The 25,756-nt window shown below is 43.4% G+C and carries 32 protein-coding genes; 26 read left to right on the top strand and 6 right to left on the bottom strand.

The window, feature by feature from the left end; genetic code table 11:
• Positions 1 to 3: 3 nt before the first annotated feature.
• Positions 4 to 1,224: a CaiB/BaiF CoA-transferase family protein gene (locus ICV89_RS08865; RefSeq protein WP_215308294.1), complete on the bottom strand. Its 1,221-nt coding sequence runs from the start codon at positions 1,222 to 1,224 to the stop codon at positions 4 to 6.
• 155 nt (positions 1,225 to 1,379) lie between these two features.
• On the opposite strand from ICV89_RS08865, the gene ICV89_RS08860 reads away from it, so the two are divergent.
• From ICV89_RS08860 to ICV89_RS08765, 20 genes are all read left to right on the top strand, one after another.
• The gene (locus ICV89_RS08860; RefSeq protein WP_215308293.1) at positions 1,380 to 2,165 is read left to right on the top strand and encodes an IclR family transcriptional regulator; all 786 of its coding nucleotides are present in this window, start codon (positions 1,380 to 1,382) and stop codon (positions 2,163 to 2,165) included.
• Positions 2,166 to 2,204: 39 nt separating this feature from the next.
• On the top strand, positions 2,205 to 2,981 hold the full coding sequence (locus tag ICV89_RS08855) for an enoyl-CoA hydratase/isomerase family protein (protein WP_215308292.1): 777 nt from the start codon (positions 2,205 to 2,207) through the stop codon (positions 2,979 to 2,981).
• Between the two features lie 367 nt (positions 2,982 to 3,348).
• The gene (locus tag ICV89_RS08850; RefSeq protein WP_215308291.1) at positions 3,349 to 4,170 is read left to right on the top strand and encodes an aspartate dehydrogenase; all 822 of its coding nucleotides are present in this window, start codon (positions 3,349 to 3,351) and stop codon (positions 4,168 to 4,170) included.
• A 21-nt stretch (positions 4,171 to 4,191) separates the two neighbouring features.
• Positions 4,192 to 4,872, top strand: a complete 681-nt coding sequence (locus tag ICV89_RS08845; RefSeq protein ID WP_215308289.1) for an RraA family protein — start codon at positions 4,192 to 4,194, stop codon at positions 4,870 to 4,872.
• Positions 4,873 to 4,946: 74 nt separating this feature from the next.
• Positions 4,947 to 5,930: a tripartite tricarboxylate transporter substrate binding protein gene (locus ICV89_RS08840; protein ID WP_215308287.1), complete on the top strand. Its 984-nt coding sequence runs from the start codon at positions 4,947 to 4,949 to the stop codon at positions 5,928 to 5,930.
• 19 nt (positions 5,931 to 5,949) lie between these two features.
• Positions 5,950 to 6,711, top strand: coding sequence for a hypothetical protein (locus tag ICV89_RS08835; protein WP_251370826.1), 762 nt, complete (start codon positions 5,950 to 5,952; stop codon positions 6,709 to 6,711).
• 255 nt (positions 6,712 to 6,966) lie between these two features.
• Entirely contained in the window at positions 6,967 to 8,469 is a 1,503-nt protein-coding gene (locus ICV89_RS08830; RefSeq protein WP_215308283.1) for an amidohydrolase family protein, read from the top strand.
• A 198-nt stretch (positions 8,470 to 8,667) separates the two neighbouring features.
• Positions 8,668 to 9,567: an alpha/beta fold hydrolase gene (locus tag ICV89_RS08825; protein WP_215308281.1), complete on the top strand. Its 900-nt coding sequence runs from the start codon at positions 8,668 to 8,670 to the stop codon at positions 9,565 to 9,567.
• A gap of 2 nt (positions 9,568 to 9,569) precedes the next feature.
• Complete coding sequence (gene leuC / locus ICV89_RS08820; RefSeq protein WP_215310383.1) at positions 9,570 to 10,991, top strand: 3-isopropylmalate dehydratase large subunit; 1,422 nt, start codon at positions 9,570 to 9,572, stop codon at positions 10,989 to 10,991.
• Positions 10,984 to 11,625, top strand: a complete 642-nt coding sequence (gene leuD, locus ICV89_RS08815) for a 3-isopropylmalate dehydratase small subunit (protein ID WP_215308279.1) — start codon at positions 10,984 to 10,986, stop codon at positions 11,623 to 11,625. Before leuC ends, leuD begins: the two co-directional genes overlap by 8 nt.
• A gap of 68 nt (positions 11,626 to 11,693) precedes the next feature.
• Positions 11,694 to 12,347, top strand: coding sequence for a cupin domain-containing protein (locus ICV89_RS08810; RefSeq protein WP_215308278.1), 654 nt, complete (start codon positions 11,694 to 11,696; stop codon positions 12,345 to 12,347).
• A 20-nt stretch (positions 12,348 to 12,367) separates the two neighbouring features.
• On the top strand, positions 12,368 to 13,669 hold the full coding sequence (locus tag ICV89_RS08805; protein WP_215308276.1) for a lipase family protein: 1,302 nt from the start codon (positions 12,368 to 12,370) through the stop codon (positions 13,667 to 13,669).
• Positions 13,670 to 13,738: 69 nt separating this feature from the next.
• Positions 13,739 to 14,932: a CaiB/BaiF CoA-transferase family protein gene (locus ICV89_RS08800; protein ID WP_215308274.1), complete on the top strand. Its 1,194-nt coding sequence runs from the start codon at positions 13,739 to 13,741 to the stop codon at positions 14,930 to 14,932.
• A gap of 29 nt (positions 14,933 to 14,961) precedes the next feature.
• On the top strand, positions 14,962 to 15,888 hold the full coding sequence (locus tag ICV89_RS08795; protein ID WP_215308272.1) for a hydroxymethylglutaryl-CoA lyase: 927 nt from the start codon (positions 14,962 to 14,964) through the stop codon (positions 15,886 to 15,888).
• Between the two features lie 30 nt (positions 15,889 to 15,918).
• The gene (locus ICV89_RS08790) at positions 15,919 to 16,905 is read left to right on the top strand and encodes a tripartite tricarboxylate transporter substrate binding protein (RefSeq protein WP_215308270.1); all 987 of its coding nucleotides are present in this window, start codon (positions 15,919 to 15,921) and stop codon (positions 16,903 to 16,905) included.
• 14 nt (positions 16,906 to 16,919) lie between these two features.
• Positions 16,920 to 17,312 (top strand): VOC family protein, encoded by a 393-nt coding sequence (locus ICV89_RS08785; RefSeq protein ID WP_215308268.1) that lies wholly within the window; start codon positions 16,920 to 16,922, stop codon positions 17,310 to 17,312.
• A 27-nt stretch (positions 17,313 to 17,339) separates the two neighbouring features.
• Positions 17,340 to 17,606, top strand: a complete 267-nt coding sequence (locus ICV89_RS08780) for a cupin domain-containing protein (protein ID WP_251370825.1) — start codon at positions 17,340 to 17,342, stop codon at positions 17,604 to 17,606.
• Positions 17,607 to 17,682: 76 nt separating this feature from the next.
• The gene (locus ICV89_RS08775; RefSeq protein ID WP_215308264.1) at positions 17,683 to 17,949 is read left to right on the top strand and encodes a DUF1488 family protein; all 267 of its coding nucleotides are present in this window, start codon (positions 17,683 to 17,685) and stop codon (positions 17,947 to 17,949) included.
• A 49-nt stretch (positions 17,950 to 17,998) separates the two neighbouring features.
• Positions 17,999 to 18,403: a translational machinery protein gene (locus ICV89_RS08770; RefSeq protein WP_215308262.1), complete on the top strand. Its 405-nt coding sequence runs from the start codon at positions 17,999 to 18,001 to the stop codon at positions 18,401 to 18,403.
• Positions 18,404 to 18,436: 33 nt separating this feature from the next.
• A complete protein-coding gene (locus tag ICV89_RS08765; protein ID WP_215308260.1) occupies positions 18,437 to 18,895 on the top strand; it encodes an ion channel in 459 nt (152 codons plus the stop codon).
• A 27-nt stretch (positions 18,896 to 18,922) separates the two neighbouring features.
• Here the strand turns inward: ICV89_RS08765 and ICV89_RS08760 are convergent, their stop codons facing one another.
• Together ICV89_RS08760 and ICV89_RS08755 are read right to left on the bottom strand one after the other, a co-directional pair.
• Positions 18,923 to 19,735 carry a transporter gene (locus tag ICV89_RS08760; RefSeq protein WP_215308258.1) on the bottom strand — a complete coding sequence of 271 codons (813 nt, stop codon included), beginning with the start codon at positions 19,733 to 19,735 and terminating at the stop codon, positions 18,923 to 18,925.
• Between the two features lie 91 nt (positions 19,736 to 19,826).
• A complete protein-coding gene (locus ICV89_RS08755; RefSeq protein WP_215308256.1) occupies positions 19,827 to 20,729 on the bottom strand; it encodes a histone deacetylase in 903 nt (300 codons plus the stop codon).
• A 55-nt stretch (positions 20,730 to 20,784) separates the two neighbouring features.
• Here ICV89_RS08755 and ICV89_RS08750 point away from each other — a divergent pair, with 55 nt between their 5' ends.
• Together ICV89_RS08750 and ICV89_RS08745 are read left to right on the top strand one after the other, a co-directional pair.
• Complete coding sequence (locus tag ICV89_RS08750) at positions 20,785 to 20,970, top strand: DUF2256 domain-containing protein (protein WP_215308255.1); 186 nt, start codon at positions 20,785 to 20,787, stop codon at positions 20,968 to 20,970.
• Positions 20,971 to 22,215: a DASH family cryptochrome gene (locus tag ICV89_RS08745; RefSeq protein WP_215308253.1), complete on the top strand. Its 1,245-nt coding sequence runs from the start codon at positions 20,971 to 20,973 to the stop codon at positions 22,213 to 22,215. It begins immediately after the preceding gene.
• On the opposite strand, the gene ICV89_RS08740 is transcribed toward ICV89_RS08745, so the two are convergent.
• Genes ICV89_RS08740 through ICV89_RS08730 form a run of 3 tightly spaced genes read right to left on the bottom strand, consistent with a single transcriptional unit; the run spans position 22,197 to position 23,900 of the window.
• Positions 22,197 to 22,577, bottom strand: a complete 381-nt coding sequence (locus ICV89_RS08740; RefSeq protein WP_215308251.1) for a DUF2237 family protein — start codon at positions 22,575 to 22,577, stop codon at positions 22,197 to 22,199. The two genes, ICV89_RS08745 and ICV89_RS08740, sit on opposite strands and share 19 nt — an antisense overlap.
• 35 nt (positions 22,578 to 22,612) lie before the next feature.
• Positions 22,613 to 23,191, bottom strand: coding sequence for a histidine phosphatase family protein (locus ICV89_RS08735; protein WP_215308249.1), 579 nt, complete (start codon positions 23,189 to 23,191; stop codon positions 22,613 to 22,615).
• Positions 23,192 to 23,204: 13 nt separating this feature from the next.
• Complete coding sequence (locus tag ICV89_RS08730) at positions 23,205 to 23,900, bottom strand: SDR family NAD(P)-dependent oxidoreductase (protein WP_215308247.1); 696 nt, start codon at positions 23,898 to 23,900, stop codon at positions 23,205 to 23,207.
• A 59-nt stretch (positions 23,901 to 23,959) separates the two neighbouring features.
• Here ICV89_RS08730 and ICV89_RS08725 point away from each other — a divergent pair, with 59 nt between their 5' ends.
• Genes ICV89_RS08725 through ICV89_RS08710 form a run of 4 tightly spaced genes read left to right on the top strand, consistent with a single transcriptional unit; the run spans position 23,960 to position 25,729 of the window.
• Entirely contained in the window at positions 23,960 to 24,229 is a 270-nt protein-coding gene (locus ICV89_RS08725) for a TIGR03643 family protein (RefSeq protein ID WP_215308245.1), read from the top strand.
• A 5-nt stretch (positions 24,230 to 24,234) separates the two neighbouring features.
• Complete coding sequence (locus ICV89_RS08720) at positions 24,235 to 24,621, top strand: thiol-disulfide oxidoreductase DCC family protein (protein ID WP_215308243.1); 387 nt, start codon at positions 24,235 to 24,237, stop codon at positions 24,619 to 24,621.
• Positions 24,622 to 24,625: 4 nt separating this feature from the next.
• Positions 24,626 to 25,174 (top strand): chalcone isomerase family protein, encoded by a 549-nt coding sequence (locus ICV89_RS08715; RefSeq protein ID WP_215308241.1) that lies wholly within the window; start codon positions 24,626 to 24,628, stop codon positions 25,172 to 25,174.
• Positions 25,175 to 25,729 carry a DUF3833 domain-containing protein gene (locus ICV89_RS08710; protein WP_215308238.1) on the top strand — a complete coding sequence of 185 codons (555 nt, stop codon included), beginning with the start codon at positions 25,175 to 25,177 and terminating at the stop codon, positions 25,727 to 25,729. It abuts the gene before it with no gap.
• Positions 25,730 to 25,756: the final 27 nt, after the last annotated feature.

The raw sequence follows: 25,756 nt of genomic DNA, 5'->3' as shown, positions 1-25,756 counted from the left end.
CTTTTATATAACGTTGCTAGCTTTTAGTTTGGAAATTTCTTCATCACTCAAGCCAAGTTCAGAATAAAAAGAAATATTATGGGCACCAGTTTTCGATCCACTATGGGGAATATATTCGGGTATGCCAGAAAAACGCGGAACGATACAAGGGGCCGGAATACTGCCTAAATCTTCATCAGGTAGCCTGATGATTGCATTGCGCTCTATAAAGTGGGGATCATTCAAGACATCATTAATGTCATAAACCTTGGTAAAAGGAACATCATGCTGGTTAAGGACTATTGCTAACATTTCAAAATTTAGCGAAGAGCACCAGTTAGAGATAATTTGGTCTATTTCATCTAAATTCTTTAGGCGCAACTGATTGTTAGAAAATTTAGGATTGCTTGCCAATTCTTCCATTCCCATTGCAGAACAAAACCGCTTAAATATTGGATCGGATGAGCCAACTATGCTGACCCAAACCCCATCAGATGTTTTGTAAATATTAGAAGGGGCTGTATATGTTGCCCTTGATCCGGCACGCCCGCGAATGTAATTTAATTGATCCAGCTCTACTGCTAGTGGATCAAGTAGACGCATCATGGCCTCGGTTGCGGATAGGTCGATTTCCCTGCCGAACATATCTTTTGATCGATATCTCTCAACTAAAGCTGCTGCTATGGAGAACGCGCCAAATAATCCGGAAACTACATCTCCTAAAGGGTAATTCATATGCTGAGGGGGGCCATCAGCCATTCCCGTTAAGTTTGTAAAGCCACTCATTGCCTCAAAGATGCGAGCAAAGCCTGGCCTTCTGGCATAGGGGCCAGTCTGACCAAACCCAGTAAGACGAAGAACGATAAGCTGAGGATTAGCTTGATGCAAGGTTTTGATATCAAGACCCCATTGATCAAGGGTGCCAGTCCTAAAATTTTCCACCAATACATCAAAAGAGGGCAGCATTCTTAAAAAAATTTCTTTTCCCTCAGGCTTTCGTACATCTAAGGTAATGCCTTTTTTGCCTCTATTGGTAACTTTCCAATATAAAGAATGATGATCCTTCATGGGAGCAAAAGTTCTCAAAGGATCATTGCTGGCAGGTAGTTCGAGTTTGGTGACTTCAGCGCCTAAGTCAGCGCAAAGCGTCGCTGCAAATGGACCAGCAATTACAGTGGCCATATCCAGGATACGTACACCAGATAAAGGACCTTTATTACTGCTTGGTGTTTGAGTTGTGCTCATATTTTTTTTTGGTCGATTTTTAGTAGGAATTTCTATTGAATCAGAGAAAATTAGGACCATCAGTGTGTTTCGCCTAGCGAAACACTTGTTAGAATAGATTGCTATCCACCGGGAAAAGAATAAGGATGTGTAGACCTTGAAAGGGGCTAAAAGGCATGATCGATCGTCAGTTTGCAATAAATCTAAGTAGGGGCCTAGAAGTGCTGAGGGCGTTTAATCCTGCTGACCAATTATTGGGCAACAAAGAGTTATGTGAAAGAACTTCGCTCCCTAAGGCAACAGTTTCGCGTCTAACTTACACACTTGAAAAATTGGGTTACTTATTGAAGGTGGATAGATTACAAAAATATCGCCTTGGACCTGGAGTTTTAATGTTGGGTTATCCCATGTTGGCTGGCCTAGAAATTCGACATTTAGCTCGCCCTCATATGGAGCAGTTGGCTACCAAAACAAAATGGACGGTTAATTTAGGGATGCTTGGACGTCTTGAAGTTGTATATATAGACGCAATGCGACTTGATCGACGGAATTTTTTAAAGCCAGATATTGGAAGTAGTAGGCCACTTTTAACTACTTCGATAGGGCGTGCTCTTTTACTCGCCTCCTCGGAAAAAGATCAGAACGCTATTTTAAATAGAATAAAGATTACTTATCCGACCCAGTATCGTAGGGACCTACATCACTTTAATCGAGATAAAGTTTTTTTTGAAAAAAATTCATACTGCCTGAGTCTTGGTGACTGGGAGCCAAATGTATGCGCTGTATCAGTCCCGCTTAGGGTTGGAAGTAGTGATGATCCAACTATTGCGCTAAATTGCACTCTCAGTGGTTCAAAGCTTTCGCAGCAAGAGATTCATCAATTTATTATTCCGCATTTACTTGAAGCAAAACATAATATTGAAAAGGATAGTGGAAGAATTTTTATCAGCAGAAAATCTTAAGCACTTTATAAAAACAATAATCCTTAAAGGGGTCTTTCAATGAATTATGAATGTATTGATTTAAGAGTTGATGATGGCGTGGCATTTCTTTTTCTTAATAGACCAAGTAAGCACAACGCCTTGAACGATCAGATAAGACATGAGCTTCTCAATGCTCTTGAGTCGGTATCAAATGATGAGAGCATATACGCTGTTATTTTAAGTGGAAATGGTGCTAGTTTTTGTGCGGGCGGTGATATTGAGGCGATGGCTAAAAGGCTTGAGATTCCAGCTGGCGAAATAGCTATCAAGGGATGGAAGAGACATCAAGAAATTCAGCGAATGATTACGCTGATTCACAATATGCCAAAACCCATTATTGCTGCTGTAAATGGCTCAGCTTTTGGATTGGGTGCTGATTTAGCGCTAGCATGTGATTTCATTATTGCCAGTGAAAATGCGTTGTTTTGCTGGTCATACATTGACAGAGCGGTGATTCCAGATGGAGGTGGGATGTATTTTTTACCTCGACGAGTTGGAATGAGCTTGGCTAAAGATTTAATCTTCTCAGGAAGAAGGGTCAAATTTGAAGAGGCAATGACAATCGGCATCGTAGATCGCTACTCAGATCCAGGGGGCTTACTCGAGAATGCTAAACAATGGGCTAATACATTTAAAGACACAGCCAAGCCTGCCTTCATGCTGAGTAAACGTATTATTAATAAAAGTATAGAGTCTTCGCTTGAGGATATTTTTTCTCAAAGTAATATGGCTCTAGGAATGTGTTTTAGTTCTGTAGAGCATCGAACATCGGTTGAAAATTTTTTGAATAGATAATAAAAATCTTTATTTAAAAAAAGTCCTTTGGAGCAACGATGTGCTAGATGGTTGCTCCAAAATTCCTGTGGTTTTGAAAACCAAAGAGCGATCTAGCTCTTCTAGTAAATGCGTGAATTTGCTTACACATTTACTTACACACCGACACAGACCACCCGCAGACCCCCCTGTTTATATGGATCTATCATGGGCTTCTGCTCTCATAATCCTTTGGTCCCAGGTTCAAGTTCTGGTGGGCCCACCAGAAAAGCAAACCCTCATCAGAAATGGTGGGGGTTTTGTTTTTTGTAGATAGCCATTTCACTATATTTTTTTTTAATTATTAGGTATCCTAATTCAAATATAAAAACTAAATCAGAGAGTACCTATGGAGACTACAACTAAACCACTTAGAGTGGCGATTGCTGGATTGGGGGCAATTGGAAAATCCTTGGCCAGCAGTTTAACTAGCGGGAGTATTCCGGGGGTGGTGTTAACAGCAGTATCAGCAAAAAATCATGACAAGGCAAAAGATTTTGTAAATACGCTTGCTTATCCGGTTAAGGTGCTTTCGATTTCAGACTTAGAGCCAGAGGCTGATGTAGTGGTTGAATGTGCGCCAGCAGAATTATTGGGGGATATCATTAGTCCCTTTTTGCGCGCCAAGAAAAAAGCCATAGTTTTATCTGTTGGCGCCATTCTATTTAAACCTGAATTAATTGAACTGGCAAAAACTACAGGTGGAACTATCATGGTGCCAACAGGCGCTCTAATTGGTTTGGATGCAATGATCGCTGCGGCTGAAGGAGAAATATTTTCAGTCAAAATGGTAACTAATAAGCCTCCTTTAGGATTGAAGGGTGCCCCTCATTTAATTGAGAATAATATTTCAGTAGATGGGCTTACTGAGCCATTAAAAGTATTTTCAGGGAATGCAAGGGAAGCTGCTAAAGGTTTTCCTGCGAACCTGAATGTAGTGGTGGCTTTGGCTTTGGCGGGTGTTGGCCCTGAGAAAACTCATTTAGAAATTTGGGCAGACCCTACTGTAGTAAGAAATACGCATACGATTACAGTTGAGTCAGATTCTGCAAAATTTTCCATGAAAATGGAGAATATCCCCTCAGAAAATCCTAAAACTGGACGTATCGTTGCGCAAAGTGTAGTTGCCATGCTGCGTAAGATGTTGTCAACATTCCAAGTTGGAACCTAAAAATAAAATAAAGGAAGATTAATGACTTTTACAGCGGCCAAAAAAGAAGAGATACGCCTTCGTTATCTAGAGGTTGATACCTCTAATGTTGCTGACGTCTTGGATAATATGAACCTTCTACAACAAGGCCTATCCTCGCAATTTTCACCTTTTCCAGACACAACAAAAAGAATGGCAGGGTGGGCTTATACGATTCGCGGACAAATGACACCCTATCCACAGGGGGGTGATGCTGACAAAATGACTGCTTGCCAAGGGATCTCTTCAGGTGAAATTAGTGTGTGGAGTGGAGATGGCAACGGAATTTGTTATTTTGGAGAATTAATTGCCCTTGGCATGAAAGAGCGTGGTTCGGTTGGGGCATTGCTTGACGGAGGTATACGAGATGTTCGATGGATTGGTGAGCATCAGTTCCCAGTTTTTGCTTGCTATCGAACCCCGGTTCAATCTATTGGACGCTGGAAGGTAACTGCCAGTCAGGTGCCTGTTTATATGCGTGGGCATGATGGCGGCAATGTCATTGTTAGGCCGGGCGACTTTATTTTGTGTGACGACGATGGTGCGATTGTGATCCCAATGGAGCATGTCGAATCTGTTTTGGTTGAATCAGAACGATTAACCGCAATTGAAAAGAATATTCGGATCGATATTGCTAATGGTTTAAGTCTTGCAGATGCATTAAAAAAGTATGGCCATGTTTAATGATCGATGTAAGTTTTATGACTAATATTTTTTCCTGATTTTTATCTTCTCACCGATATTCAATAGGATTACTCATGCTAACGATTGAACGAGCACTTCTGATTCGTAGTATTGCAGTTTTATTTTGGGCAATTTCTTTTGGGTCATCGGCGCAGACGAACTGGCCAAATGGGCACACCGTTAGAGTCATTGTTCCTTTCCCGGGTGGAGCCAGTACATTAGATTCTGTGGTTCGAACAGTTACCCCGGAAATCTCTAAGTCTTTAGGCTCACCTGTAATTGTGGATAACAAGCCAGGTGCAGGAACAGTAATTGGCGTGGATGCAACCGCTAAGGCGACAGACAATCTGACTGTTGGAGGCGTTGCTAATAGTTTTACAGTAAACCAATCTTTGCTTAAAACTCTGCCCTATAACACTACAAAAGATTTGCAACCAGTCGTTTTGATGGCACGTACGGCGAATGTCTTGGCCGTGAAATCTAGTTTGCCTGTGAATAATTTAAAAGAGCTGATTGATTACGCAAAGAAAAACCCAGGAAAACTTTCTTACGCTTCATTTGGCAATGGCACAACAGCTCATTTCGCAGGCGAGATGCTGAAATCCATGGCCGGAATTTATGTAGTGCATATTCCTTATCGCGGGCAAGGTCCAGCATTAACTGATTTGATTGCCGGTAATGTGGATTTGATGTTTGGAAACTTACCGGATTTTCTGCCGTATATTAAATCTGGAAAAATTAAGGCAATCGGGACTACCTATTTAACTCGAGCACCTCTTGCTCCTGAAATCCCCACTATTGCTGAACAAGGATTTCCCACATTTGAAACAGACTCCTGGTATGGCATTGTTGCGCCAAGTAGTATGACAAAGGATGCTGTGGATAGAATGAATCTAGCCATTAATAAGGCTTTGCAGGATCCTGCTGTAAAAAAGAACTTTAGCGACAGAGGGATTGAAGTTATTGGCGGTAGCCCCGCTAAGTTCCAAGAGCATATTCAATCTGAAATCCTAAAATACGAGCGAATTGTGAAATCTACAAAAATGCAGTCTGACTGACGGGGTAATTATGTATTCCATGGCTGTGTTTAAAGAGGGTGGATATCGCTACCTTCCAAGTGTCTTTCAGTATTCTGCCGGCATTGCTGCCGAACCAGGTTTTCAGTTAATTCAAGCTAGATTTAAATCATTGCTTCCCATGAACGAGGCATTCATTTGCATAGCGAATCATCTGAAAAAAATAGGTCGTCCATTATCTGCATTTGCACATTGTGAACTCAGGTCCCCGAAGCAGTTTGATGATCAAGGATTTATTGATTTCAATAGAAAGTATGTAAATACTCTTGAACAATGGGGAATTTATCAAGCGGAGTCAAAGGAACATTCTTTTATAAGCCCGGTGGCTAGAACCAATGTTTGCCCTGAATATTTTGGGCCAACTGAGGTCGCAATGTATTCATTTGCCTATACTGTACCGACAAGTAGTAAATCTCCTGGCGGTTTTATTTTATCTGGCGGCGGAGATGCTAGATCAGGTTCTGAACCTTACCGAGACAGGATTATTGCTTACGGCGATACCTCTAACTCAGGCTTGAAATTGAAAATGGAATTTGTTTCCAATGAAATGACTAAGCGCCTAAAAAGTCTTGGATTTGATTGGAGTGATGTGACTAGTGCTCAAGCATACTCAGTTCACAACATAGGTGGTTTAGTGGAAGAGGTGTTTGCTAAGCAAGGATATTTGCATAGTGGTCTCAATTGGCACTTTGCTAGACCACCTGTCGCTGGTCTTGATTTTGAGATGGATCTTCGGGGTTTTGTGGATCAAATTTTTATATAAACATAAATAGAAGTAATTAAAAATGTTGTTTGTTGATCCTGAGATGTGATTAATTGAACAAGCATTAATTAAGGTAACACCCCAATAACATTATTTAAAAGTACTTTGGAGTAACGAGGTGCTTAGTACATTGCCTCCAAATTTTTGATTTTGAAAACCAAATAAGAAAAATATGAAATAACTGTGAATAATGGGTTGACTGAATTAAAAGCATCAATGTGTATTGCTTTAATTTAACTAAAGGAAGCTTAAGCTATGATGAGCCCTGATGAAATTGCAAGATTAATTCCAGCAGAAAGAGCGCACTTTCGCTCACCAATACCTACCCAGGCAATTTCAAGTGACGAGTTTTTGCCTGGTGCGCAGACGCCTAAGCAAAAAGAATTTGAAAGTCGTATTAAGGATATTGGTACAACGCTTGCGAAGAATCAGGGAATACCGCGCCGCCGATTTTTTCAAAGTGCCGCAGGAATGGCAGCAGCTTTTCTTGCAATGAATGACACTTTTGGTCCGCTATATAGCGTTAGCCATGCAGAGGCGGCAACACCAGAGCTGGCCAATGAAAGGGCTCTCGTATTAAAAGATCAGTTCATCATGGATATGCATACCCATTTCCTACGTGACGATACTAGGTTAGAGGGCTTTGTAAGATCTCGTGAGGCCGTTGGCAAAGCCTCATGGAATCCTGCTTTAGTAGGCAAGCCACAAACATTGGATGACTTGAAGTTCGCGAATTACTTTAAAGAGGTTTACTTAGATAGCGATACTAAAGTGGCATTGATTTCTGGTTCTGGATCCGAGGATCCTCGAGATTGGTTTTTAACTAACGCCATGAAGGCGCAGGCTCGTCAATCGGTCAATCAAGAATCCGGTACCAAAAGAATGTTCTCACACGCAATTTTTATGCCGGGAATGTCAGGTTGGCTAGAAAAGGCCGAAGCGGATCATGAAAATTTAAAGCCAGATTCTTTTAAGGGTTACACCATCGGTGACAACACAAATAAGCAGCTTTCAAAACATCCTTGGCGTCTTGATGATGAAAAATTACTCTATCCTTTTTATGAAAAGTTAGCAAAATGGAGTAAAGACAAGCCAAGCTTAGCGAATGTCTGTGTTCATAAGGGCCTTTATCCGCCATCTATCACGCAGCAATATCCTCACCTATTAGCTTATGCAAAAGTAGATGATGTTGCGAAAGCTGCCAAAGATTGGCCTCAATTAAATTTTATTATTTATCATTCAGCATTTCGTTATACGGGCGGCACTTGGGATATAGGTTGGGAGCAATTTAGACAATCTGGTCGAATTGATTGGGTGACAGATTTAGCTCAAATCCCACAAAAAACTGGCGTCACAAATATCTATGGCGACTTAGGTCAAATTTTTGCTCAAAGCACTATTGCGGAGCCAAGACTATGTGCTGCGATGTTGGGTCAGCTAATTCAAGGCTTGGGAGCAGATCATGTTGTTTGGGGTACTGACGCCATTTGGACTGGCTCTCCTCAGTGGCAAATTGAGGCCTTGCGCAGATTAGAAATTCCTGAGGATATGCAGAAAAGATATGGTTTTAATCCACTGGGGGCTGCAGATGGGCCAGTCAAGCGGGCGATCTTCGGTGAGAATTCTGCACGGCTCTATAACTTTACCGCTGCACAACGAGCAGCTTTAATGACTGATAAGGTTGCTTTAGCAAAGATGAATTATGACCAGCATGGCGATGGAAGAACAAACTTAAGATATGGCTATATGCAGGCTTAATTTAGCCGCGCAAGGAAAATGCTGTAGTAGTGAAAGATATGCAAACCGCAATCTTTTAATCTTTAGTTCAATTCCTAGTGGCTCAGCAAAAATAACAAAAATCTAAGACTGGTACTTTTTTATATTTCATCCAGCTTAAAGGTAAAGATAAATCAGCTTAGTATTGCTGTAGGTTAAATCAATAGACGAATGGTACTTATGTCATTAGATGCATTATTTCCAGGATTTCAGGGGCGTGTTTTTGAGGTAAATGGGGTTCAAATTACTGGCCATGTGGGCGGGGCTGGCTCACCACTATTGCTATTACATGGGCATCCCCAAACCCACGCCATTTGGCACAAGGTTGCGCCAGAGCTTATGAAGAGCCATACATTAGTAATGACGGATCTGCGGGGTTACGGGGACTCTTCTAAACCACAAGGCACAAGTGACCATAGTAATTATTCAAAGAGAGTGATGGCGCAGGATCAGGTAGAAGTCATGCAGCAACTTGGTTTTAATCGTTTTGATGTGCTGGCGCACGATCGTGGTGCACGGGTCGCCCATCGTTTAGCGATGGATCATGCAGCCTCAGTCAGAAGCTTGATCATGCTCGATATTGCTCCAACCCTCTCTATGTATGAAAAAACCAATGATGCATTTGCTAAAGCTTACTGGCATTGGTTCTTTTTAATACAACCCTCTCCATTACCGGAGCGACTCATTGAGGCGGATCCTGCGGCTTATATTCGGGATTTAATGGGTAGGCGTCATGCTGGACTAAAACCCTTTGACCCTAGGGCTTTAGCTGAATATATGCGTTGCATTGCCCTGCCTGGAGCAGCTCATGGCATGTGTGAGGATTACCGCGCCGCAGCTGGAATTGATTTAATCCACGATCGCGAAGATATTGCAGCTGGCAGGAAGTTGGAGATGCCAACAATGGTACTTTGGGGTGCAGACGGAGTAGTTGATAAATGCTTCAAGCCCCTCCAGGAGTGGCAGGCGATTTGTCGAAGTGTGATTGGTGAGACCTTGCCTTGTGGGCACTACCTTCCAGAGGAGGCGCCCGATATTCTGCTGGAAAAAGTACTGACATTTTTAAATCGGGACAGTTGATGATGAGCGCTAAAACTCTGTATCAAAAAATAGTAGATTCACATACAGTAGCAAGCTTAGATGAGGAGAATGTACTGCTCTTTTGCGATTTACATTTGATGAATGAATACACCAGTCCACAAGCATTTTCAGGTCTGGATGAAAAAGATCGTGGAGTGCTAATGCCAGGGCAAAACATCTCTGTTGTTAGTCACATCATCCCCACCCATAATGAAATGCCTAGAAAGATTGCTGATCCAGCCTCTTCTTTGCAAGCCCTCAACCTGAAGAAAAATTGTGTGAAGCACAATATTCCTTTGTTTGATACCAATCATCCATTGCAAGGCATTGAGCATGTCGTATCCCCCGAGCATGGCATGGTACGTCCGGGTATGGTGATCATTTGTGGCGATAGTCACACTACTACCTACGGAGCCTTAGGAGCCTTAGGTTTTGGTATTGGCACATCCGAAGTTGAGCATGTTCTAGCCACCCAAACTTTGGTATACCGCTTAGCTAAAAATATGCACATCAAGATCAACGGCACATTACCAGTTGGTACTACCTCTAAAGACATGATATTGAACATCATTAGTCAAATTGGTGCTAAAGGTGCAATTGGCTACGTAGTCGAGTTCAGTGGATCTGCATTAATAGACTTGAGTACTGAGGCACGCTTTACCTTATGCAATATGGCAGTGGAGGCAGGTGCTCGAGGGGCCTTGATTGCACCAGATAAAACAGCCATTGATTACGTGTTGGCAAGATGTCCTGATATTACGGGTGAGATGAAAGAGCGTGCATTAGCGTATTGGGCAAGCTTATATTCAGATAAAGATGCGCATTTTGAAAAAGAATATGCATTTGATGCAAGTAATATGGCACCCTTTGTAACTTGGGGAACCAGTCCAGACCAGGCCATTGCGATTAACGCCGCTATTCCGACCAAGGATTCTTTTGAGGATCCGCTTGATAAGTTGAGTCTTGAACAAGCATTGAGATATACCCAGTTATCTGATGGTCAAACCTTAGAGGGCACACCAATTGACCACGTATTTATCGGCTCATGTACTAATGGCCGCATTGAAGATCTACGGAATGTGCTTACTGCAATCGGTGATCGCAAAGTAGCGGCTGGTGTTCGAGCAATGGTTGTGCCAGGCTCTGGCGCCGTTAAAGCCCAGGCTGAAAAAGAGGGGATTGCTGACAAGCTTATTGCTGCTGGTTTTGAATGGCGTAAGCCTGGTTGTTCTATGTGTCTTGCCATGAACGATGATGTTCTGGCTGCTGGCATACGCTGTGCCTCCACAACTAATCGCAACTTTGAAGGTCGTCAAGGTAGAGGCGCCATTACCCATTTGATGAGTCCTGCTATGGCCGCCGCCGCCGCAGTTACAGGCAAGATTACAGATGTGCGTAAATTACAAGGAGCTGTCAATGCATAAGCTATCTAAAATTCATGGGTATGCCGCCGCATTGCGCATTGCCAATTTTGATACAGACCAAGTCATGCCAAAGCAATTTTTACGCGGTATTGATAAGGCTGGCTTAGCGCAGGGCTTATTTTATGATCTGCGCTTTGATGAGCGTGGGGAGCCAAAACAAAACTTCTTTTTAAACCAGCCAGCTTATGCAAAAACAGATATTTTGCTTGCCGGTCCCAACTATGGCTGTGGCTCTAGTCGTGAACATGCCGTTTGGGGAATGCAGCAGTTTGGATTTAAGGCGGTCATTGCTTCCAGCTTTGCAGAGATTTTCTACTCCAATGCAATGGGGAACGGCCTATTGTTGGTTGTGTTGCCTGAAGATCAAGTGCAAGCCCTCATGAAAGAGGCTGATGATAAGGGTGCGCCAATAAGTGTGGATATCGATATTGAAAACCTAAAGGTTCGCACTACCCATCATGAGTTCACATTTCCCATGTCAGCAAGACATCGCCGAATGTTCTTGGAGGGATTGGATGTGATTGGCCTTACCTTGAAATACAAGGCAGAAATTGATACTTTTGCCCAAAAGCACTGGAACAAGCAACCTTGGGTAAAGGATGTTGCAAGAAAAACGATCGATAGGTTAAATTGAGTGTACTAAGCGCTCGTCTTAATTGCTTGCTACCGTTAGTCATCTTTTTAAATATCTGAATCTAATAAATGAATATCAACTCCGACTACAGTAAGAGAGTCGTGATTAATCATCATGATCTACCTTGGATTCCTAGCCCTGAGGCGGGTATTGAGAGACGCATGCTTGATCGAATTGGCGATGAAATCGCAAAGGCAACTTCGATCGTTCGGTATTTACCCAATTCTCATTTTCCAACGCACAGTCATGAATTTGGTGAAGAAATATTGGTGCTGGATGGGGTATTTAGTGATGAGACTGGCGATTATCCTGCTGGCACCTACATCATGAATCCTCCTGGATCTTCTCATGCGCCTCATAGTAAAACTGGCTGCACTCTTTTTGTGAAACTGCGACATCTTGGAGTTGAGCATGTGGAGCGAGAGCTCATTGATACAAAATCAGCTCCTTGGTATCAAGGCATGGTGCCTGGCCTTCATGTGATGCCGCTCATGCGGCAGGGTAATGGCTCAACTTTAGTTCGATGGGCTCCCCAAACCTATTTCAATCCACATAAGCACTATGGTGGTGAAGAAATTTTTGTAGTCGATGGTGTGTTTGAAGATGAGCATGGACGCTATCCTGCTGGATCATGGATCAGAAGTCCTCACCTGAGTTTGCATCAGCCTTTCAGTAAAGAGGGATGTACCATATTTGTTAAGACTGGGCATTTGTTAGATTGATTGTGTTTACAGGATTTTTTATGAAAAATTTATTCAAAGTATTTTTATTGCCAATATTTTTTATTGGCTTAACTCCCTCGTGCGCACAAGCAGTTCCACCGGTTCCTCCTTTTTATGATGCTGTAATAAAAATGAGTCCCGAAGGGAAATTGGGACAAATCCTAAAGCAAGAAAAAATTAAAACATCTGTCAAGGGCGCACAAGCATGGAGAGTTGCTTATATTTCCTCTGATGTTGGTGAGCGTAAGACCATTGCCACCGGTGTTGCTATAGCCCCTTTGGGGGTTCCCCCAAAAGAAGGTAGACCTATTTTGGCTTGGGCGCATGGCACTACAGGCTCGGCTCAAAATTGTGGCCCTTCCCAAATTATTGACCCAACTGCTCCTTTGAATGAATATTTCTTGGCGGATGGTAACTCTTGGACTGACTACGGTATTCCGAATGTTGAGCAATTTATCAAGGAAGGGTATGTGATCATTGCTACGGATTATCAGGGGCTAGGTGGTGGCGGTAAGCATCAATATGCTGTTGCAGCTACTAATGGTAGAGATGTGATTAATTCTGTAAGAGCGGCAAGCTCAATGAAGGAACTTGGTGCTGGCAAGAAAGCAATTGCTTATGGCTGGTCACAGGGTGGAGGGGCAATTATTGCTGCTGCAAGTTTGCCTGGCTACCAAGCGCTTCAAGGTACAGCTGCCGATAACCTTCAATACCTTGGATTTGTTGGCTTGGCGCCGGATGATCAAGCAGCGATGCTCCGTAACCCGCCGACTGATGAGGCTGGTGCGAATAAGTTGATAAATGAATTTACTCAAGCCAATGTCCCGAATATATTTTTATTCGCCCACTATGTAATGGGTCTTTGGGGTACTCAAGCTGCATATCCACATCTCAAGTTAACAGACATTCTGACTGATGAAGGTGCAAGGTTTGTAGATAAATTGGCTGGCAATAAATGCGTCCATGTGATGGCGGATTCTTTTAATTATGCTTATGGAGACAAGTACAAGTCTTTATTAAAGCCGCAGCCCAGCAACTCCTTGGCTTGGGTGAAGGCATTAATTGATGGGAGTGTGAAGCCAGTAAAGCCTGTAGCGCCAGTCGTTATTTACTGGGGCACCAAAGATACTGCAGTTCCCCCAATTGAGCATGAGCTATATCAAAAGCAGATGTGCACTATGGGTGCAAATGTTCAGAGAATTCAGTTACCAGGAGAGCAAACTCACTTTTCTACTCCCGGTGTCTCAGCTCCGATGTATCTTGCTTGGATTAAAGATCGCATTGCTGGAAAACAGTTAGTAAATGGATGTCCAGCAAATTAGATCGGCACTCAATTCCAAGTAGGCTAAAAGAGCATAATTTATTAAAACATAGCCTATTTGAGGATAAATATGGAGCCATTAGCTAAGTTAAAAGTCATTGAGATGGGCCAGCTAATCGCTGGTCCATTTGCTGCAAAAACACTGGGTGATTTTGGTGCTGATGTCATCAAGATTGAGCCGCCGAATACAGGCGATGCTCTAAGAAAATGGCGTTTGCTAAAAGATGGCACTTCAGTCTGGTGGCAAGTTCAATCGCGCAACAAGCGCTCTCTTTCATTGGATTTAAAGCAAGCTGAAGCTCAGGAAATTGCTCGTACCTTAATTACAGAAGCGGATGTCCTGATCGAGAATTTTCGGCCAGGCACCCTAGAGGGCTGGGGCCTTGATCCAGAGAAATTGCTTGAACTCAACCCTAGGCTGATTGTTTTGAGAATTAGTGGCTATGGTCAAACTGGCCCTTATCGAGATAAGCCAGGATTTGGTGTAGTGGCAGAGGCGATGGGTGGTTTGCGACATTTAACTGCTGAGCCAGGAAGGGTGCCTGTTCGTGTCGGCATTAGCATCGGCGATACATTAGCATCGCTGCACGGTGTGATCGGAATTTTGTTAGCACTTCAAGAGCGTCACCAGAGTGGTAAAGGTCAAGTAATTGATATTGCTCTATATGAAGCAGTCTTTAATTGCATGGAAAGCTTGATACCCGAATACAGTGCCTTTGGTGAAGTTAGACAGGCGGGCGGCAGTGCCTTACCTGGCATTGCCCCAAGTAATGCCTACCTTTGTGCCGATGGCGGTTATGTACTGGTTGCTGGGAACGGCGATAGTATCTTTAAGCGTCTGATGAACTTGATTGGCCGAGCAGATTTAGCGAATGACCCAGCGCTTGAAAATAATGATGGCAGAGTGGCTCGTGTTGCAGAATTGGATCAGGCAATTGGTGTTTGGGCACAAACAATGACGACTGATCAAGCTCTGGGGTTGCTAGATACGGTGGCCGTTCCTGCGGGGAAAATATATACCGTAGCAGATATTGCCAGCGACCCGCATTACAAAGCCCGTGGCAATATTGAACATATTCAGATGCGCGATGGAACTAGATTAGATGTGCCAAACGTGCTACCAAAGCTCTCGCGTACCCCTGGATCAATTAAAACCCTGGCTCCGGATATTGGAGAGAATACTGATGAAATTTTGCAAAGTATTGGTTTAACAGAGACTCAGGTAGCATCCTTAAAAGCGCGCGGCATTGCATTCACTAAATAACCAGCAATTTAAGCAAATGGTTCAATCTTATGACTAGAATTTATTTCAATGACGTTGTGACTAGGGACGGATTTCAGATTGAGCCCAATTTCATTCCGACGGATGACAAGGTTAAGCTGGTAGATGAGCTTAGCCAGTGTGGATTCGCCAAGATTGAGGTGACCTCATTTACCTCGCCTAAAGCTATTCCTATGCTGCGTGATGCAGAAGAAGTCATGGGCAGAATTTCGCGTATATCTGGTGTTGAATACACCGTCCTAGTTCCTAATCTACGTGGTGCAGAGCGCGCTTTTGAATCAGGCGCAGATGAATTCAATCTCGTCATGTCGACTTCTGAAACCCATAACTTGGCTAATTTGCGAATGAGTCGAGAAAAAAGTTTTTCTGGATTGGCTGAGGTAATCCGTTATGTAAACGGTAGAACCCCAATCAATGTATCCCTATCTACTGCATTTGGTTGCCCTATGGAAGGTGATGTACCACAAAGCGTAGTAGAAGAATTTGTTCAACGATTTGCAGATCTGGGCGTACGTGGCGTCACTATTTGCGATACCACCGGAATGGCGCATCCTGCTCAGGTTGCAAAAATGGCAGATGATTTGCAAAAGCAGTTTGGTAACTTGCAGTTGACTTTTCATTTTCACAATACACGAGGAATGGGCTTAGCAAACGTGCTTGCAGCAGTTCAGTCAGGCATCACTCGGTTTGATGGTTCTCTTGGCGGCTTGGGCGGATGTCCCTATGCGCCGGGCGCTAGTGGCAATATCTCTAGTGAAGACGCTATTCATATGCTCGATGCCATGGGTTACGACACGGGCATCAATATCCTTAAATTACTGAGCTTAGCTCGTGAGCTCCCCTTGATTGTTGGTCATCCTGTTCCAGGGCAGGTTGCTAAGGCTGGCGGTATCTGTGATTTACATCCCACCCCTGCTTATGTTGAAGATTTACGTTAATTTGATCTACCTAAATTGAAAGTTAATCCAATGCGCACCTATTTTTCTCGGATCAACATATTGGTCTTGATTCTGTTGAGTCAAGTATCAATTTCTAGCTACGGTCAGGATTCGGGGAAGTATCCGAATCGTCCGATTACATTTATTGCTTCTTCTGCTCCGGGTGGTACAACAGATTTCACAGCTAGGGTGTTGGCTCTTCCTCTTGGGACCGCTTTGGGTCAAACGATTGTGGTTGAAAACAAAGCAGGAGCATCTGGTGCGATTGCAGCTACAGCCGTGAAGAAGGCTGATCCTGATGGCTACACTTTGCTGGTTCAGTATTCTGGCTATCACGTGATTACGCCTTTGGTTAGTAAAAATCCTTTGCCATGGGAGCTGAAAGATTTTCAGCCTGTAGCGAATGTGATCTCAGCACCGCAAATTGTGGTGGTACGTGCAGACTTGCCATTTAAGACGATGAAAGAACTCATCTCCTATGCAAAAGCAAATCCTGGGAAGTTGAATTACGCATCCTCAGGCAATGGCTCCCTACAACATGTTACTGGCGCGATGTTGGAGCAGCAGGCTGGTATCAAAATGACCCATATTCCTTACAAAGGTACCGGTCCGGCATTAGCTGATTTATTAGGTGGCCAGGTTGATTTAACATTTGGAACGCCTCCACCATTTATTCCCCACATCCAAACTGGCAAACTACGAGCATTAGCAACAACAGGCAAGAAGCGTTTGCAGAGCTTGCCTGATGTTCCTACGGCTGCCGAGGCAGGCTTACCAAAACTGGATGCGACATCATGGTTTGCGGTTTTTGCCCCAATCAATACACCTGCATCTATTGTGAATCAACTGACAACTGAAATCGCTAAAGTAATGGCCGAACCGGCATTTAAACAAAAGGCAGTAGAGATGGGTGCTGAGGCTGTCTACATGAATCCTAAGCAGTTGGATGAGTTTATTAAGACTGAAAATATCAGATGGACCTCAGTGGTGAAGACCGCCAGGATTGAAGCTGATTGAGAGGGTTAAATGAGATGATTGATCATGTTGACCACTTGGTATTAACTACCGCCAATGAGGGTGAGTGCGTAGATTTTTATACCCGAGTTTTAGGAATGAAATTAGAGAGTTTTATTGGTGGAACGCCACCAGTTGAACGCAAAGCATTTAAGTTTGGCAATCAAAAAATTAATCTGCATATTAAGGGCAAGGAGTTTGAGCCTAAAGCGGATATTCCGACACCGGGTTCCTTGGATTTATGTTTTATTGCTGATAGACCTTTGGTGCAAGTGATTGAAAAACTGAATAAAGAGAGTTGGCTCATTATTGAGGGACCCATCATTCGGACTGGCGCTACCTCAAAGATTAATTCAGTGTATGTGCGTGACCCTGACCAAAATCTGATTGAAATCAGTGAACTGGTTTAGCTTTCTCAGATGACTAAAGAGCAATTTATGAGCATGTTGGTCTTGGATGGATTTCCGGAGCCAACCTTGGTGCAGCGAGAGGCGGGCGGATTTTTGGATGCTCATACACATCCATTCGAGGTCCAGGCCTTGGTGCTTTCTGGGCAAATTGACCTAGTGGTTGATGGCGTCAGGACGGCTTATATTTCTGGCGAAGTGTTTCGCCTATTAGCAAATCAAGTTCATACTGAGCGCTATGGTAGCAATGGCGTTCAATACTTGGCAAGCAGGAAAAATAGTGCTGAGGTTATTTGATTTATATCAAGTACACTTCCCTAATTAGGTTCAGACTATTAGGGTTGTTTGATTACTCTTGATAAGGTGAGTCTATATGAAGCTTGAATTTGTTGGTCCTGCATCCCTTTTAAAAACTGGTGATATCTCTTATCCAGCCATCTTGGATGGCAAAGCTTTTAAATGCAGTTTTAGTTATGAAGCTCTTCAGGACTTAGACCCCGAGGGTGTTGAAAAAAATACTTTGCAATTATTTAAAACGCATCAATTAAAGCTACTCTCGATAGCTGAGCAAAAGATTCTGAATGGTCATACTGTAGATGGAGCTGTGCACCTATTTAGCCATGATCTCATTTTAGATTAATTGTTTTTATTAATTTTGTATCCCGTTGCATTAATTAGAAAGAAAATATATGTCATTTAATCACTCAGTCATTTGGATTGACCATCAAGAAGCGCATGTTATTTATTTCAATCCCACCGCTAGTGAGAGCGAGGTCATTAAGACCAGATCTACCCATAAAAACGTCCATCATAAAAGTGGCTCTGTTAGTGGCGCGCGTGCTGAACCAGATCAACATTACTTGCATGAAGTTATTCAAGCGGTGATGGAATCTAAAGAGATTTTGATAGTGGGGCCAGGCTCTACAAAATTGGATTTGATGAAGCATGCTACTAAACATGATCATGGCATTGCTGAAAAAATAGTTGGTATTGAGACTGTTGATCATCCGAGTGATGGCCAGCTATTGGCATATGCTAAAAAGTACTTTGCCAAAGTAGATGCCTTAAAAGGCGATACCGTTATTACTGGTTGATTATTTATCCCCCTGAAAATGGGGGATAATTTAATGATGTTGCTCATCACTGCCTTCATCATCAATGGATCTTTGGCACTTATTGCGATCCTATTGCATTATGAGGCTCTTTTTCAGCTTGATAAGCTGCTGCCCAAAATAGCTCACATTGCACCGCGTTTTCGGGTATTCGTTGGCGTTGGTGCCATCTTCATGGCGCATGTAGTGGAGATCTGGCTGTTTGCCTTAGGTTACTTCTTTACCTTGCAGTTCCCTGTCATGGGCGGTCTCGTTGGTGAGCTTTCAGGTCATGGCATTTTGTTGGATTGCGCCTACCTGTCTTTTGTTACCTTCACAACTTTAGGTTACGGCGAGATTGTGGCGCAAGGCTACCTTCGCTATTTGACTGGAGTGGAAGCGCTGACCGGCTTCATCTTAATTACTTGGTCTGCTTCATTTCTATTTATTGAGATGCAGAAATACTGGACTACTTACAAAGCTAATCGGTATTGACTAATGCCAATCAGCGTGAATTTGTGGTTAAAACTCTTTCATGATTCTGATGGCAAGCAAGCGCGTTTGAACAAAGCCGTTTTTGATTTCTGTATCACGTCCGTATTGCAAAGAGATTCTTCCAATCGGTGTGTGGGCTTGCCCACTTAATAAGAATCTTTGCGTATTGGCAACATTATTTTGATAGTTATTATTAATTGAGGTTGCACCTCCAGCAACGTAAAAGTAAGAGGCTGCTACGGTAAAGATTTGATTGATACGGTAGATGGGGCCCAGCTGAGTAGTAGTCAGTGGCTTTTGAGTCAAAGATCCGTTGGTAGTTAAGCCACATGCAGCAGCACATTCACTATTGCCACCAAACCACATGGTGTCAACCGCAATCATGCCATCTACATTAGAGGTGATCGGCGTTTGAAAGCCCATCTGCAAGTCCGTGCGAAAGCGATTCTCACCAACATTAAAGGCTCGCTGACTGGAATAGCTGCCCGTTGGGCTAATAAGGTATCCCGCTAGGCCAAGGTAGGTTCTGGTGACTCTGTTGTGATACGGCCATATTGCTGTTGCAATAGTGAGATCACCAACCCCAGTATTACCTGCTTGACTTGCTAGTGAGCCCCCTGGTTGAATAGATCCGTAGGGTAGTTGAATAAAGCTGACTGCTGGCAGGTTGCCAAGATCATACGTTCTGGTACCACGAAAAATTGCACTCTGGGTATCAATGATAGGGCTGCTTAATGCAGCGCTTCCATTCCGGTAGAGCGTATTGTTCTCGGTATTTAGGTAACTCACCGTGACATAATTTTTATTGGGTAGTGGCGCAACAATATCGTTAGGTTGCAAATCTATTGCCCATGATAGAACTGGTCTGGTTAAGATCAATAACAGTATGGCGGCTCGAATGCAAATCATGGCAAGCGTATTGTAGGGTAATTCAACTGTATTGCTGTTGAAACTGAAGTGCAGTTTGGATGGTCTGAAAATGAATATCTACAGTTGACTGAATTTCTCTGCCATATCCGCCCGCCATACTAAAGGCAATTGGAATTTGGCGATCTAAGCCATACTGAAAAATAACCTCATCTCGCTGTCGCATGCCTTCTTTAGTCAAGCTAAGCTTTCCTAAGCGGTCCCCTTCGTGGGGATCAGCTCCAGCTAAGTAAATAATGCAATTGGGCTTAAAGCGCACATCTAATATTTCTAGGCTTTGATGCAGCGTCGCTAAATAGGCATCATCCCCCGTTTTGTCTGGTAAGCCAACATCAAGATCGCTATGCTCTTTTGTAAAAGGAAAGTTATTTTCCCCGTGAATCGACAGTGTAAATATAGAAGTGTCATTTTCTAAAATAGAGGCGGTACCGTTACCCTGATGAACATCTAGATCAATGATGGCTACTTGCAAGTTGGCGCTGATTTCTCTCTGGAGTGCTCGAGCCGCAATGGCAGAGTCATTAAAGACGCAGAATCCACTCCCCTTATTACGGTAAGCGTGGTGTGTTCCCCCAGCCAAATTGGCAGCTATTCCTTCTGTAAGTGCAGATTGCGCAGCTGCTAAAGTTGCCCCTGCAGATCTTCGAGAGCGCTCCACCATCTGTGTACTCCAAGGAAAACCAATTTCTTGTTGTTCTTGGGTGCTGAGCTTGCCTTGCAAGACTTTGATCAGATAACCTGGATCATGAGCGTAGAGTATTTGAGTGTCGGTAATTGCGGGGGCATTCTCAAGCTTGATGTCTTCCAGTTGTGATACTAGATCACGCAATTGTGCATACTTTTCCATCGGAAAGCGGTGTCCGGCTGGAAGTGGTAAAACATAATGATCTGCGTAAAAAGCTTTCAATACATTCTCTTTTGTGATTTTGTTGATAAGTCTATTCGTTTTTAAATAGGTGGGTATGAGCAAGATAGAAAAATCAGGATTTAAGGGAAACAAATCCTATTTACCGAGCAAGTTATGCGTCACTTGTGGCAAAGAAATGACTTGGCGTAAATCTTGGGCTAAAAATTGGGAGTCTATTAAGTACTGCTCTGATACTTGCCGAGCCAATAAATCTTCATCAGCCACTCTTGGGATGAAGTAAATGAGTACGCTGATTTATTGGTTCAAAAATGATTTAAGGCTGATAGATAATCCTGCCTTGCTAGAGGCATGTAATCGTGCTGACCGTTTGCTACCCATCTATATTCATCTCCCGCAAGCTGCTCATGTTTTTGGTTTTCCGAGAGAGGGATTTCATCGCAAGGCTTTTTTAAGGGAGTCCTTGAAAGATTTAAGGGTACAGCTACGTGCTTTAGGATCCGATCTGCTGGAATATGCTGGCGAACCGGCGGATATCCTTGCGCAGTTAGCTCAAGATACGCATGCCAATGCGGTGTATTGTGAGCGTATCGAAGCCCCAGAAGAAATCCGACGGAGCCAAGAGATTCTAGGGCGGGGAATTACACTTCAGGAGTTCTGGCAGTCGAGCATGTTGTCGCCAGAGAGCTTACCCTTTACTGCTCAAGATATGCCGGATATGTTTACCCAGTTTCGTAAAAAAGTAGAGTACGCCGGCTTGAAGTTTTCACCACCAGTGATAGCGCCTTCTAAAATTCCTGCCTTGCCAGAGCTTGCACAGATACCCCTAATGCAGAGTTCTCAGGAATTAGATAACTCGATGCATCAGTTTTTGGGTGGCGAGCGCAACGCCCTAGAGCACTTGAAACAATACCTTGCAAGACGCTTGCCGGATACCTATAAAGAAACTCGTAATCAACTTATTGGACAAGACTATTCAAGCAAGTTTTCTCCTTACTTAGCCTTGGGTTGCGTTTCTGCAAGGACAATTGTTGCTAAATTAGATGTATATGAACAAACTCACGGTGCAAACGATGGCACCTACTGGCTTTGGTTTGAGCTGCTATGGCGAGATTATTTCCGTTTTCTACACTTTAAATACGGTATACAACTATATCGAGAAGCAGGTTTGAGCGAGACTCCGATCTCGAAAGGCGGCTACCAGCACTTCGAGTCTTGGCGCACTGGTAGCACTGGTAAATCACTGATAGATGCCGGAATGCTAGAGCTACTTAAAACCGGTTACTTATCTAATCGAATGCGTCAGATAGTTGCCAGTTACTGGATCTACGATTTACAGGGAGATTGGCGTTTAGGCGCCGCTTGGTTTGAGTCTCAGCTGATTGACTATGACGTCTATAGCAATCAAGGTAACTGGTTGTATTTGGCTGGGCTAGGAACTGATCCGCGGGGTGGCAGGCGTTTCAATATCGCCAAGCAAGAACAAGATCACGATCCCCGAGGGGAATATCAAAGACTCTGGCTCTGAGAGTACTGGAGTAAGACCTCCATTGATACCTTATCCAATACCCTAGCGTGAGTGCTTTCTAATTGAATTGTGGGAGCACAGTTCGCCTCTAGGGCTTCGATCCAGCGGTTAAGACAAAGGCACCACTGATCGCCTGCTATGAGGCCTGGGAACTGATATTCAGGGCGTGGGGTGATGAGATCATTCCCTCTTTTAAGGCTAAATTGTAAAAAGTCATTTGTCACAATAGCGCATACCAAATGACTACCTAAATCTTGCTCATTAGTTTTACAGCAACCATCTCTAAAAAATCCTGTCAAAGGATCAAAGGAGCAGGGTACCAAAGGTTGGCCCAATACATTTAAGGTGACGGTATCTTGCATAAAGACTCTTTACTTTGAGAAAAAATAGACTGGTTTTAGGGGCTTGGATATAGCTTGAAAGATAGAGGCTTTCCAGTAGGATCAACTTTCACTAAGACCATATCGCCTGAGTTAATAACCACGCCAACATAAGATTGAATATTGACGTGGTGTGTCACCATGATGATTGGTGTGCCTAGAAACTGTTTTCGCTCAGCTGCAATGAATTTTGTGAGTTCGTCGGTCTGCTTTTTTGCCTGACTCATGTCATCAAAAAATGAACCTAAGGCTACCTCTTTTTTTACATCCCCCTTGTTCAACAGGGTGGCCGTATCAATACAACGACACCAGGGGCTGCTGTAAACCTTCGCCTGTCCAATTCCTTGGCTCGATAGCCAGTCACCAGTATTCTTAGCCTGTTTTCGCCCTTGATCTCCAAGGTTGCGCTGAGTGGAGCATTGCCCGATTTGATAGTTCTTTGGGTCCCCATAGCCAGGCGCATCAGCATGTCTCATTAAGAGAATATGCGTACCGTCATTTAGCTTGTTAGCTAACTCACTCTGCGCTGTAGCCAATTTACTCTGAGTAAAAACTAAGGTACAGGTGATAAAGAAAAAGAATAAACGTAGTTTCATAAAAATAGATAGCCTACCAAGGTAAGCGTTCTCCAGAGTAACTAATAAAAGTCCCTGAATCTTCCCTATCTAGTGAGAGCAAGACATTCAGCATATCTTGCGCGGCATCGAGGGGAGGCCGACCAATTTGCTGACCTTTAAAGGGTTTTGATAGGCGAGAGTTTACTGTTCCGGGATGTAATGCTATGAGTGCGGCATTCGGTTTGGTTCGTGCAAGTTCAATGGCAGTCGTCTTAATCAGCATATTGAGTGCTGCCTTAGAGGCTCGATAGCTGTACCAACCTCCGAGACGATTGTCTTCAATACTACCTACTTTGGCTGAGAGGGTTGCCATGACAGATCCTGATGGATCTAGTAGCTTGGAAAAGTGCCTCATGGTTAGGCCTGGACCAATTGCATTGATCTGTAGCATTGCTTCTAGTTGTTCAGCATTCAGGTCATCTAGTTTTTTCTCTGGCATCCAATCCGCAGAATGCAATATCCCAATGGTATTAATCATCAGCTGAAAGGGCGCTTTTCCAGCGAAAGACTTAGCTGCCTCTTCAATCGTACTGAGATCTTGATAATCAATTGGACTAGGAGATGAGCGATGTATGCCGACCACCTCAGTACATGCTGGATGATTCTCCAGTAACTCCTCAAAGGCGGCACCGATGGTTCCGGAGGAACCAATCACGAGTGCGCGGAAGGGTGTGGGGATAAGTGGCATAAAAACTTGCAATGAGTAGGGTCTCAGCCAGTTTATTGAATAAGTCTTAAACTTGCTTGATGACAACTCGCCTACCCCAAGCGCTTTCAGAAGCAGACCTTTCCAGGTTGATTGAGATGGCCTGGGAGGATCGCACTCCTTTTGAAGCCATTGAAGCTACTTTTGGATATTCTGAGCCTCAAGTGATTGCTTTGATGAGAAAAAATCTCAAACGCAGTTCTTTTGAATTATGGCGTAAGCGAGTCACCGGTAGATCAACTAAGCATATCGCTCTGCGAAGTAAATTGGTAAACCGCGCCTACTGCTCAACTCAGTACAAACAAAAATAAACGTCATGAAAAAGCTCACTATGTTCTATGACGGTCTTTGCCCTTTATGTCAGGCAGAAATTCAATTTCTTTCAGGGCGAAATGAAGCAGGACTGCTGAGCTTTGTTGATATCAATTCTGATTTGTATTCTCCAGAACGCGTAGGGGTCTCTTGCACGCAAGCCTTAGCCTACATGTGCGCGCAATATGATGATGGTGAACTACTTGAGGGTGTGGATGTATTTTCAGAAGCCTATCGTCGAGCTAATCTGCCAAAGCTTGCATGGCTTTTTTCTAGACCTTTACTCAAGCCATTTTGGAATGCAGCTTATCGATTCTTTGCAAAGCATCGCCATACGATTTCAGCGCTCTTAGGTCCTTTTGCTCTGCGTCTCGTTAATAAAAAAGGGTAAGGATATGAAACTGGTTGATAAATTAGTGATTACTTTAGCTCTTAGCACGCTAACTTCAATGAGCCTTGCTAAGGAACCGCCACATATTAAAAGCATGATGGGTCAAGTCCAATTACAAGGTTTGGGTAGACTGAACTTTTGGGGATTTCATGTTTACGATGCCAATTTATATCGAGGTGCAACCAAGGATTCTCAAGAGTTTGCTCTTGAGCTGCAATACCAGAGAGCCTTCTCCGGCGAGGCAATTGCCAACCGTACGGCACAAGAGATGAAAAATTTAGGTGTAGCTGATTCTCAGGCATCAGCTTGGGGAAAGGAGCTAGCAAGCATTCTTCCTAATGTGGAGCCTGGTCAGACTATTTCTGCCGTTTATACCCCGAAGCAGGGAACCAGTTTCTTTTATGAAGGCAAAAAAATATCCCAAATTCAGGGTACTGATTTTGCAAAAGCTTTTTTTGGTATTTGGCTTGATTCAAAGACGAGTGCACCCAAACTCAGGGTGGACTTATTAGGGCAAGGTTGTCCACCACAACTCATTTCAGGAGCATGCTAAATGCATAAAACTTTTATCGCTGCAAAATGGACATTCTTGGGTTTAGTAATCATAGGTTTATTTGCCTGCTCATCACCTTCGGTAACGCAGTACGCCAATGAGAAGCCCAATCTTGATTTAAGTGAGTACTTCAACGGCACGATAGATGCTTATGGAATATTCACTGATCGTAGTGGTGAGGTCAAAAAACGATTTACCGTTCTGTTGGTAGCGCAGTGGAAAGTGGTTGATGGTAAGAAAGTGGGTACTCTCGATGAAAGCTTTGAATATTCCGATGGTACGAAGCAAAAGCGTATCTGGACTTTGACTGAAACTGCTCCTGGTAAATATATTGGTAGGGCAGATGATGTGGTGGGGGATGCGCTGGGCGAATCGGCTGGTAATGCGCTCAATTGGGCTTACACCTTAGCCTTGCCCGTAGACGGCACAATTTATCACGTGCAATTTAATGATTGGATGTACTTGGTAACGCCTAAGGTCATGCTCAATAAAGCCAAGATGAGCAAATTTGGAATTGACTTGGGTGAAGTGACTTTGAGTTTTTATAAGCGCTAATTGATGTCTTATCAAATTTTCTTATCT

This window comes from Polynucleobacter sp. Adler-ghost (assembly GCF_018688495.1).
Classification (GTDB): Bacteria; Pseudomonadota; Gammaproteobacteria; order Burkholderiales; family Burkholderiaceae; genus Polynucleobacter.
The sequence above is the reverse complement of the archived record's forward strand: the minus strand, read 5'-3'. Positions and strand labels throughout refer to the sequence as shown.

Coding starts and splice junctions, on each gene's coding strand:
- ICV89_RS08865 (WP_215308294.1), bottom strand. CDS start 1,224: ATGAGCACAACTCAAACACCAAGCAGTAATAAAGGTCCTTTATCTGGT.
- ICV89_RS08860 (WP_215308293.1), top strand. CDS start 1,380: ATGATCGATCGTCAGTTTGCAATAAATCTAAGTAGGGGCCTAGAAGTG.
- ICV89_RS08855 (WP_215308292.1), top strand. CDS start 2,205: ATGAATTATGAATGTATTGATTTAAGAGTTGATGATGGCGTGGCATTT.
- ICV89_RS08850 (WP_215308291.1), top strand. CDS start 3,349: ATGGAGACTACAACTAAACCACTTAGAGTGGCGATTGCTGGATTGGGG.
- ICV89_RS08845 (WP_215308289.1), top strand. CDS start 4,192: ATGACTTTTACAGCGGCCAAAAAAGAAGAGATACGCCTTCGTTATCTA.
- ICV89_RS08840 (WP_215308287.1), top strand. CDS start 4,947: ATGCTAACGATTGAACGAGCACTTCTGATTCGTAGTATTGCAGTTTTA.
- ICV89_RS08835 (WP_251370826.1), top strand. CDS start 5,950: ATGGCTGTGTTTAAAGAGGGTGGATATCGCTACCTTCCAAGTGTCTTT.
- ICV89_RS08830 (WP_215308283.1), top strand. CDS start 6,967: ATGATGAGCCCTGATGAAATTGCAAGATTAATTCCAGCAGAAAGAGCG.
- ICV89_RS08825 (WP_215308281.1), top strand. CDS start 8,668: ATGTCATTAGATGCATTATTTCCAGGATTTCAGGGGCGTGTTTTTGAG.
- leuC (WP_215310383.1), top strand. CDS start 9,570: ATGAGCGCTAAAACTCTGTATCAAAAAATAGTAGATTCACATACAGTA.
- leuD (WP_215308279.1), top strand. CDS start 10,984: ATGCATAAGCTATCTAAAATTCATGGGTATGCCGCCGCATTGCGCATT.
- ICV89_RS08810 (WP_215308278.1), top strand. CDS start 11,694: ATGAATATCAACTCCGACTACAGTAAGAGAGTCGTGATTAATCATCAT.
- ICV89_RS08805 (WP_215308276.1), top strand. CDS start 12,368: ATGAAAAATTTATTCAAAGTATTTTTATTGCCAATATTTTTTATTGGC.
- ICV89_RS08800 (WP_215308274.1), top strand. CDS start 13,739: ATGGAGCCATTAGCTAAGTTAAAAGTCATTGAGATGGGCCAGCTAATC.
- ICV89_RS08795 (WP_215308272.1), top strand. CDS start 14,962: ATGACTAGAATTTATTTCAATGACGTTGTGACTAGGGACGGATTTCAG.
- ICV89_RS08790 (WP_215308270.1), top strand. CDS start 15,919: ATGCGCACCTATTTTTCTCGGATCAACATATTGGTCTTGATTCTGTTG.
- ICV89_RS08785 (WP_215308268.1), top strand. CDS start 16,920: ATGATTGATCATGTTGACCACTTGGTATTAACTACCGCCAATGAGGGT.
- ICV89_RS08780 (WP_251370825.1), top strand. CDS start 17,340: ATGAGCATGTTGGTCTTGGATGGATTTCCGGAGCCAACCTTGGTGCAG.
- ICV89_RS08775 (WP_215308264.1), top strand. CDS start 17,683: ATGAAGCTTGAATTTGTTGGTCCTGCATCCCTTTTAAAAACTGGTGAT.
- ICV89_RS08770 (WP_215308262.1), top strand. CDS start 17,999: ATGTCATTTAATCACTCAGTCATTTGGATTGACCATCAAGAAGCGCAT.
- ICV89_RS08765 (WP_215308260.1), top strand. CDS start 18,437: ATGATGTTGCTCATCACTGCCTTCATCATCAATGGATCTTTGGCACTT.
- ICV89_RS08750 (WP_215308255.1), top strand. CDS start 20,785: ATGAGCAAGATAGAAAAATCAGGATTTAAGGGAAACAAATCCTATTTA.
- ICV89_RS08745 (WP_215308253.1), top strand. CDS start 20,971: ATGAGTACGCTGATTTATTGGTTCAAAAATGATTTAAGGCTGATAGAT.
- ICV89_RS08740 (WP_215308251.1), bottom strand. CDS start 22,577: ATGCAAGATACCGTCACCTTAAATGTATTGGGCCAACCTTTGGTACCC.
- ICV89_RS08735 (WP_215308249.1), bottom strand. CDS start 23,191: ATGAAACTACGTTTATTCTTTTTCTTTATCACCTGTACCTTAGTTTTT.
- ICV89_RS08730 (WP_215308247.1), bottom strand. CDS start 23,900: ATGCCACTTATCCCCACACCCTTCCGCGCACTCGTGATTGGTTCCTCC.
- ICV89_RS08725 (WP_215308245.1), top strand. CDS start 23,960: ATGACAACTCGCCTACCCCAAGCGCTTTCAGAAGCAGACCTTTCCAGG.
- ICV89_RS08720 (WP_215308243.1), top strand. CDS start 24,235: ATGAAAAAGCTCACTATGTTCTATGACGGTCTTTGCCCTTTATGTCAG.
- ICV89_RS08715 (WP_215308241.1), top strand. CDS start 24,626: ATGAAACTGGTTGATAAATTAGTGATTACTTTAGCTCTTAGCACGCTA.
- ICV89_RS08710 (WP_215308238.1), top strand. CDS start 25,175: ATGCATAAAACTTTTATCGCTGCAAAATGGACATTCTTGGGTTTAGTA.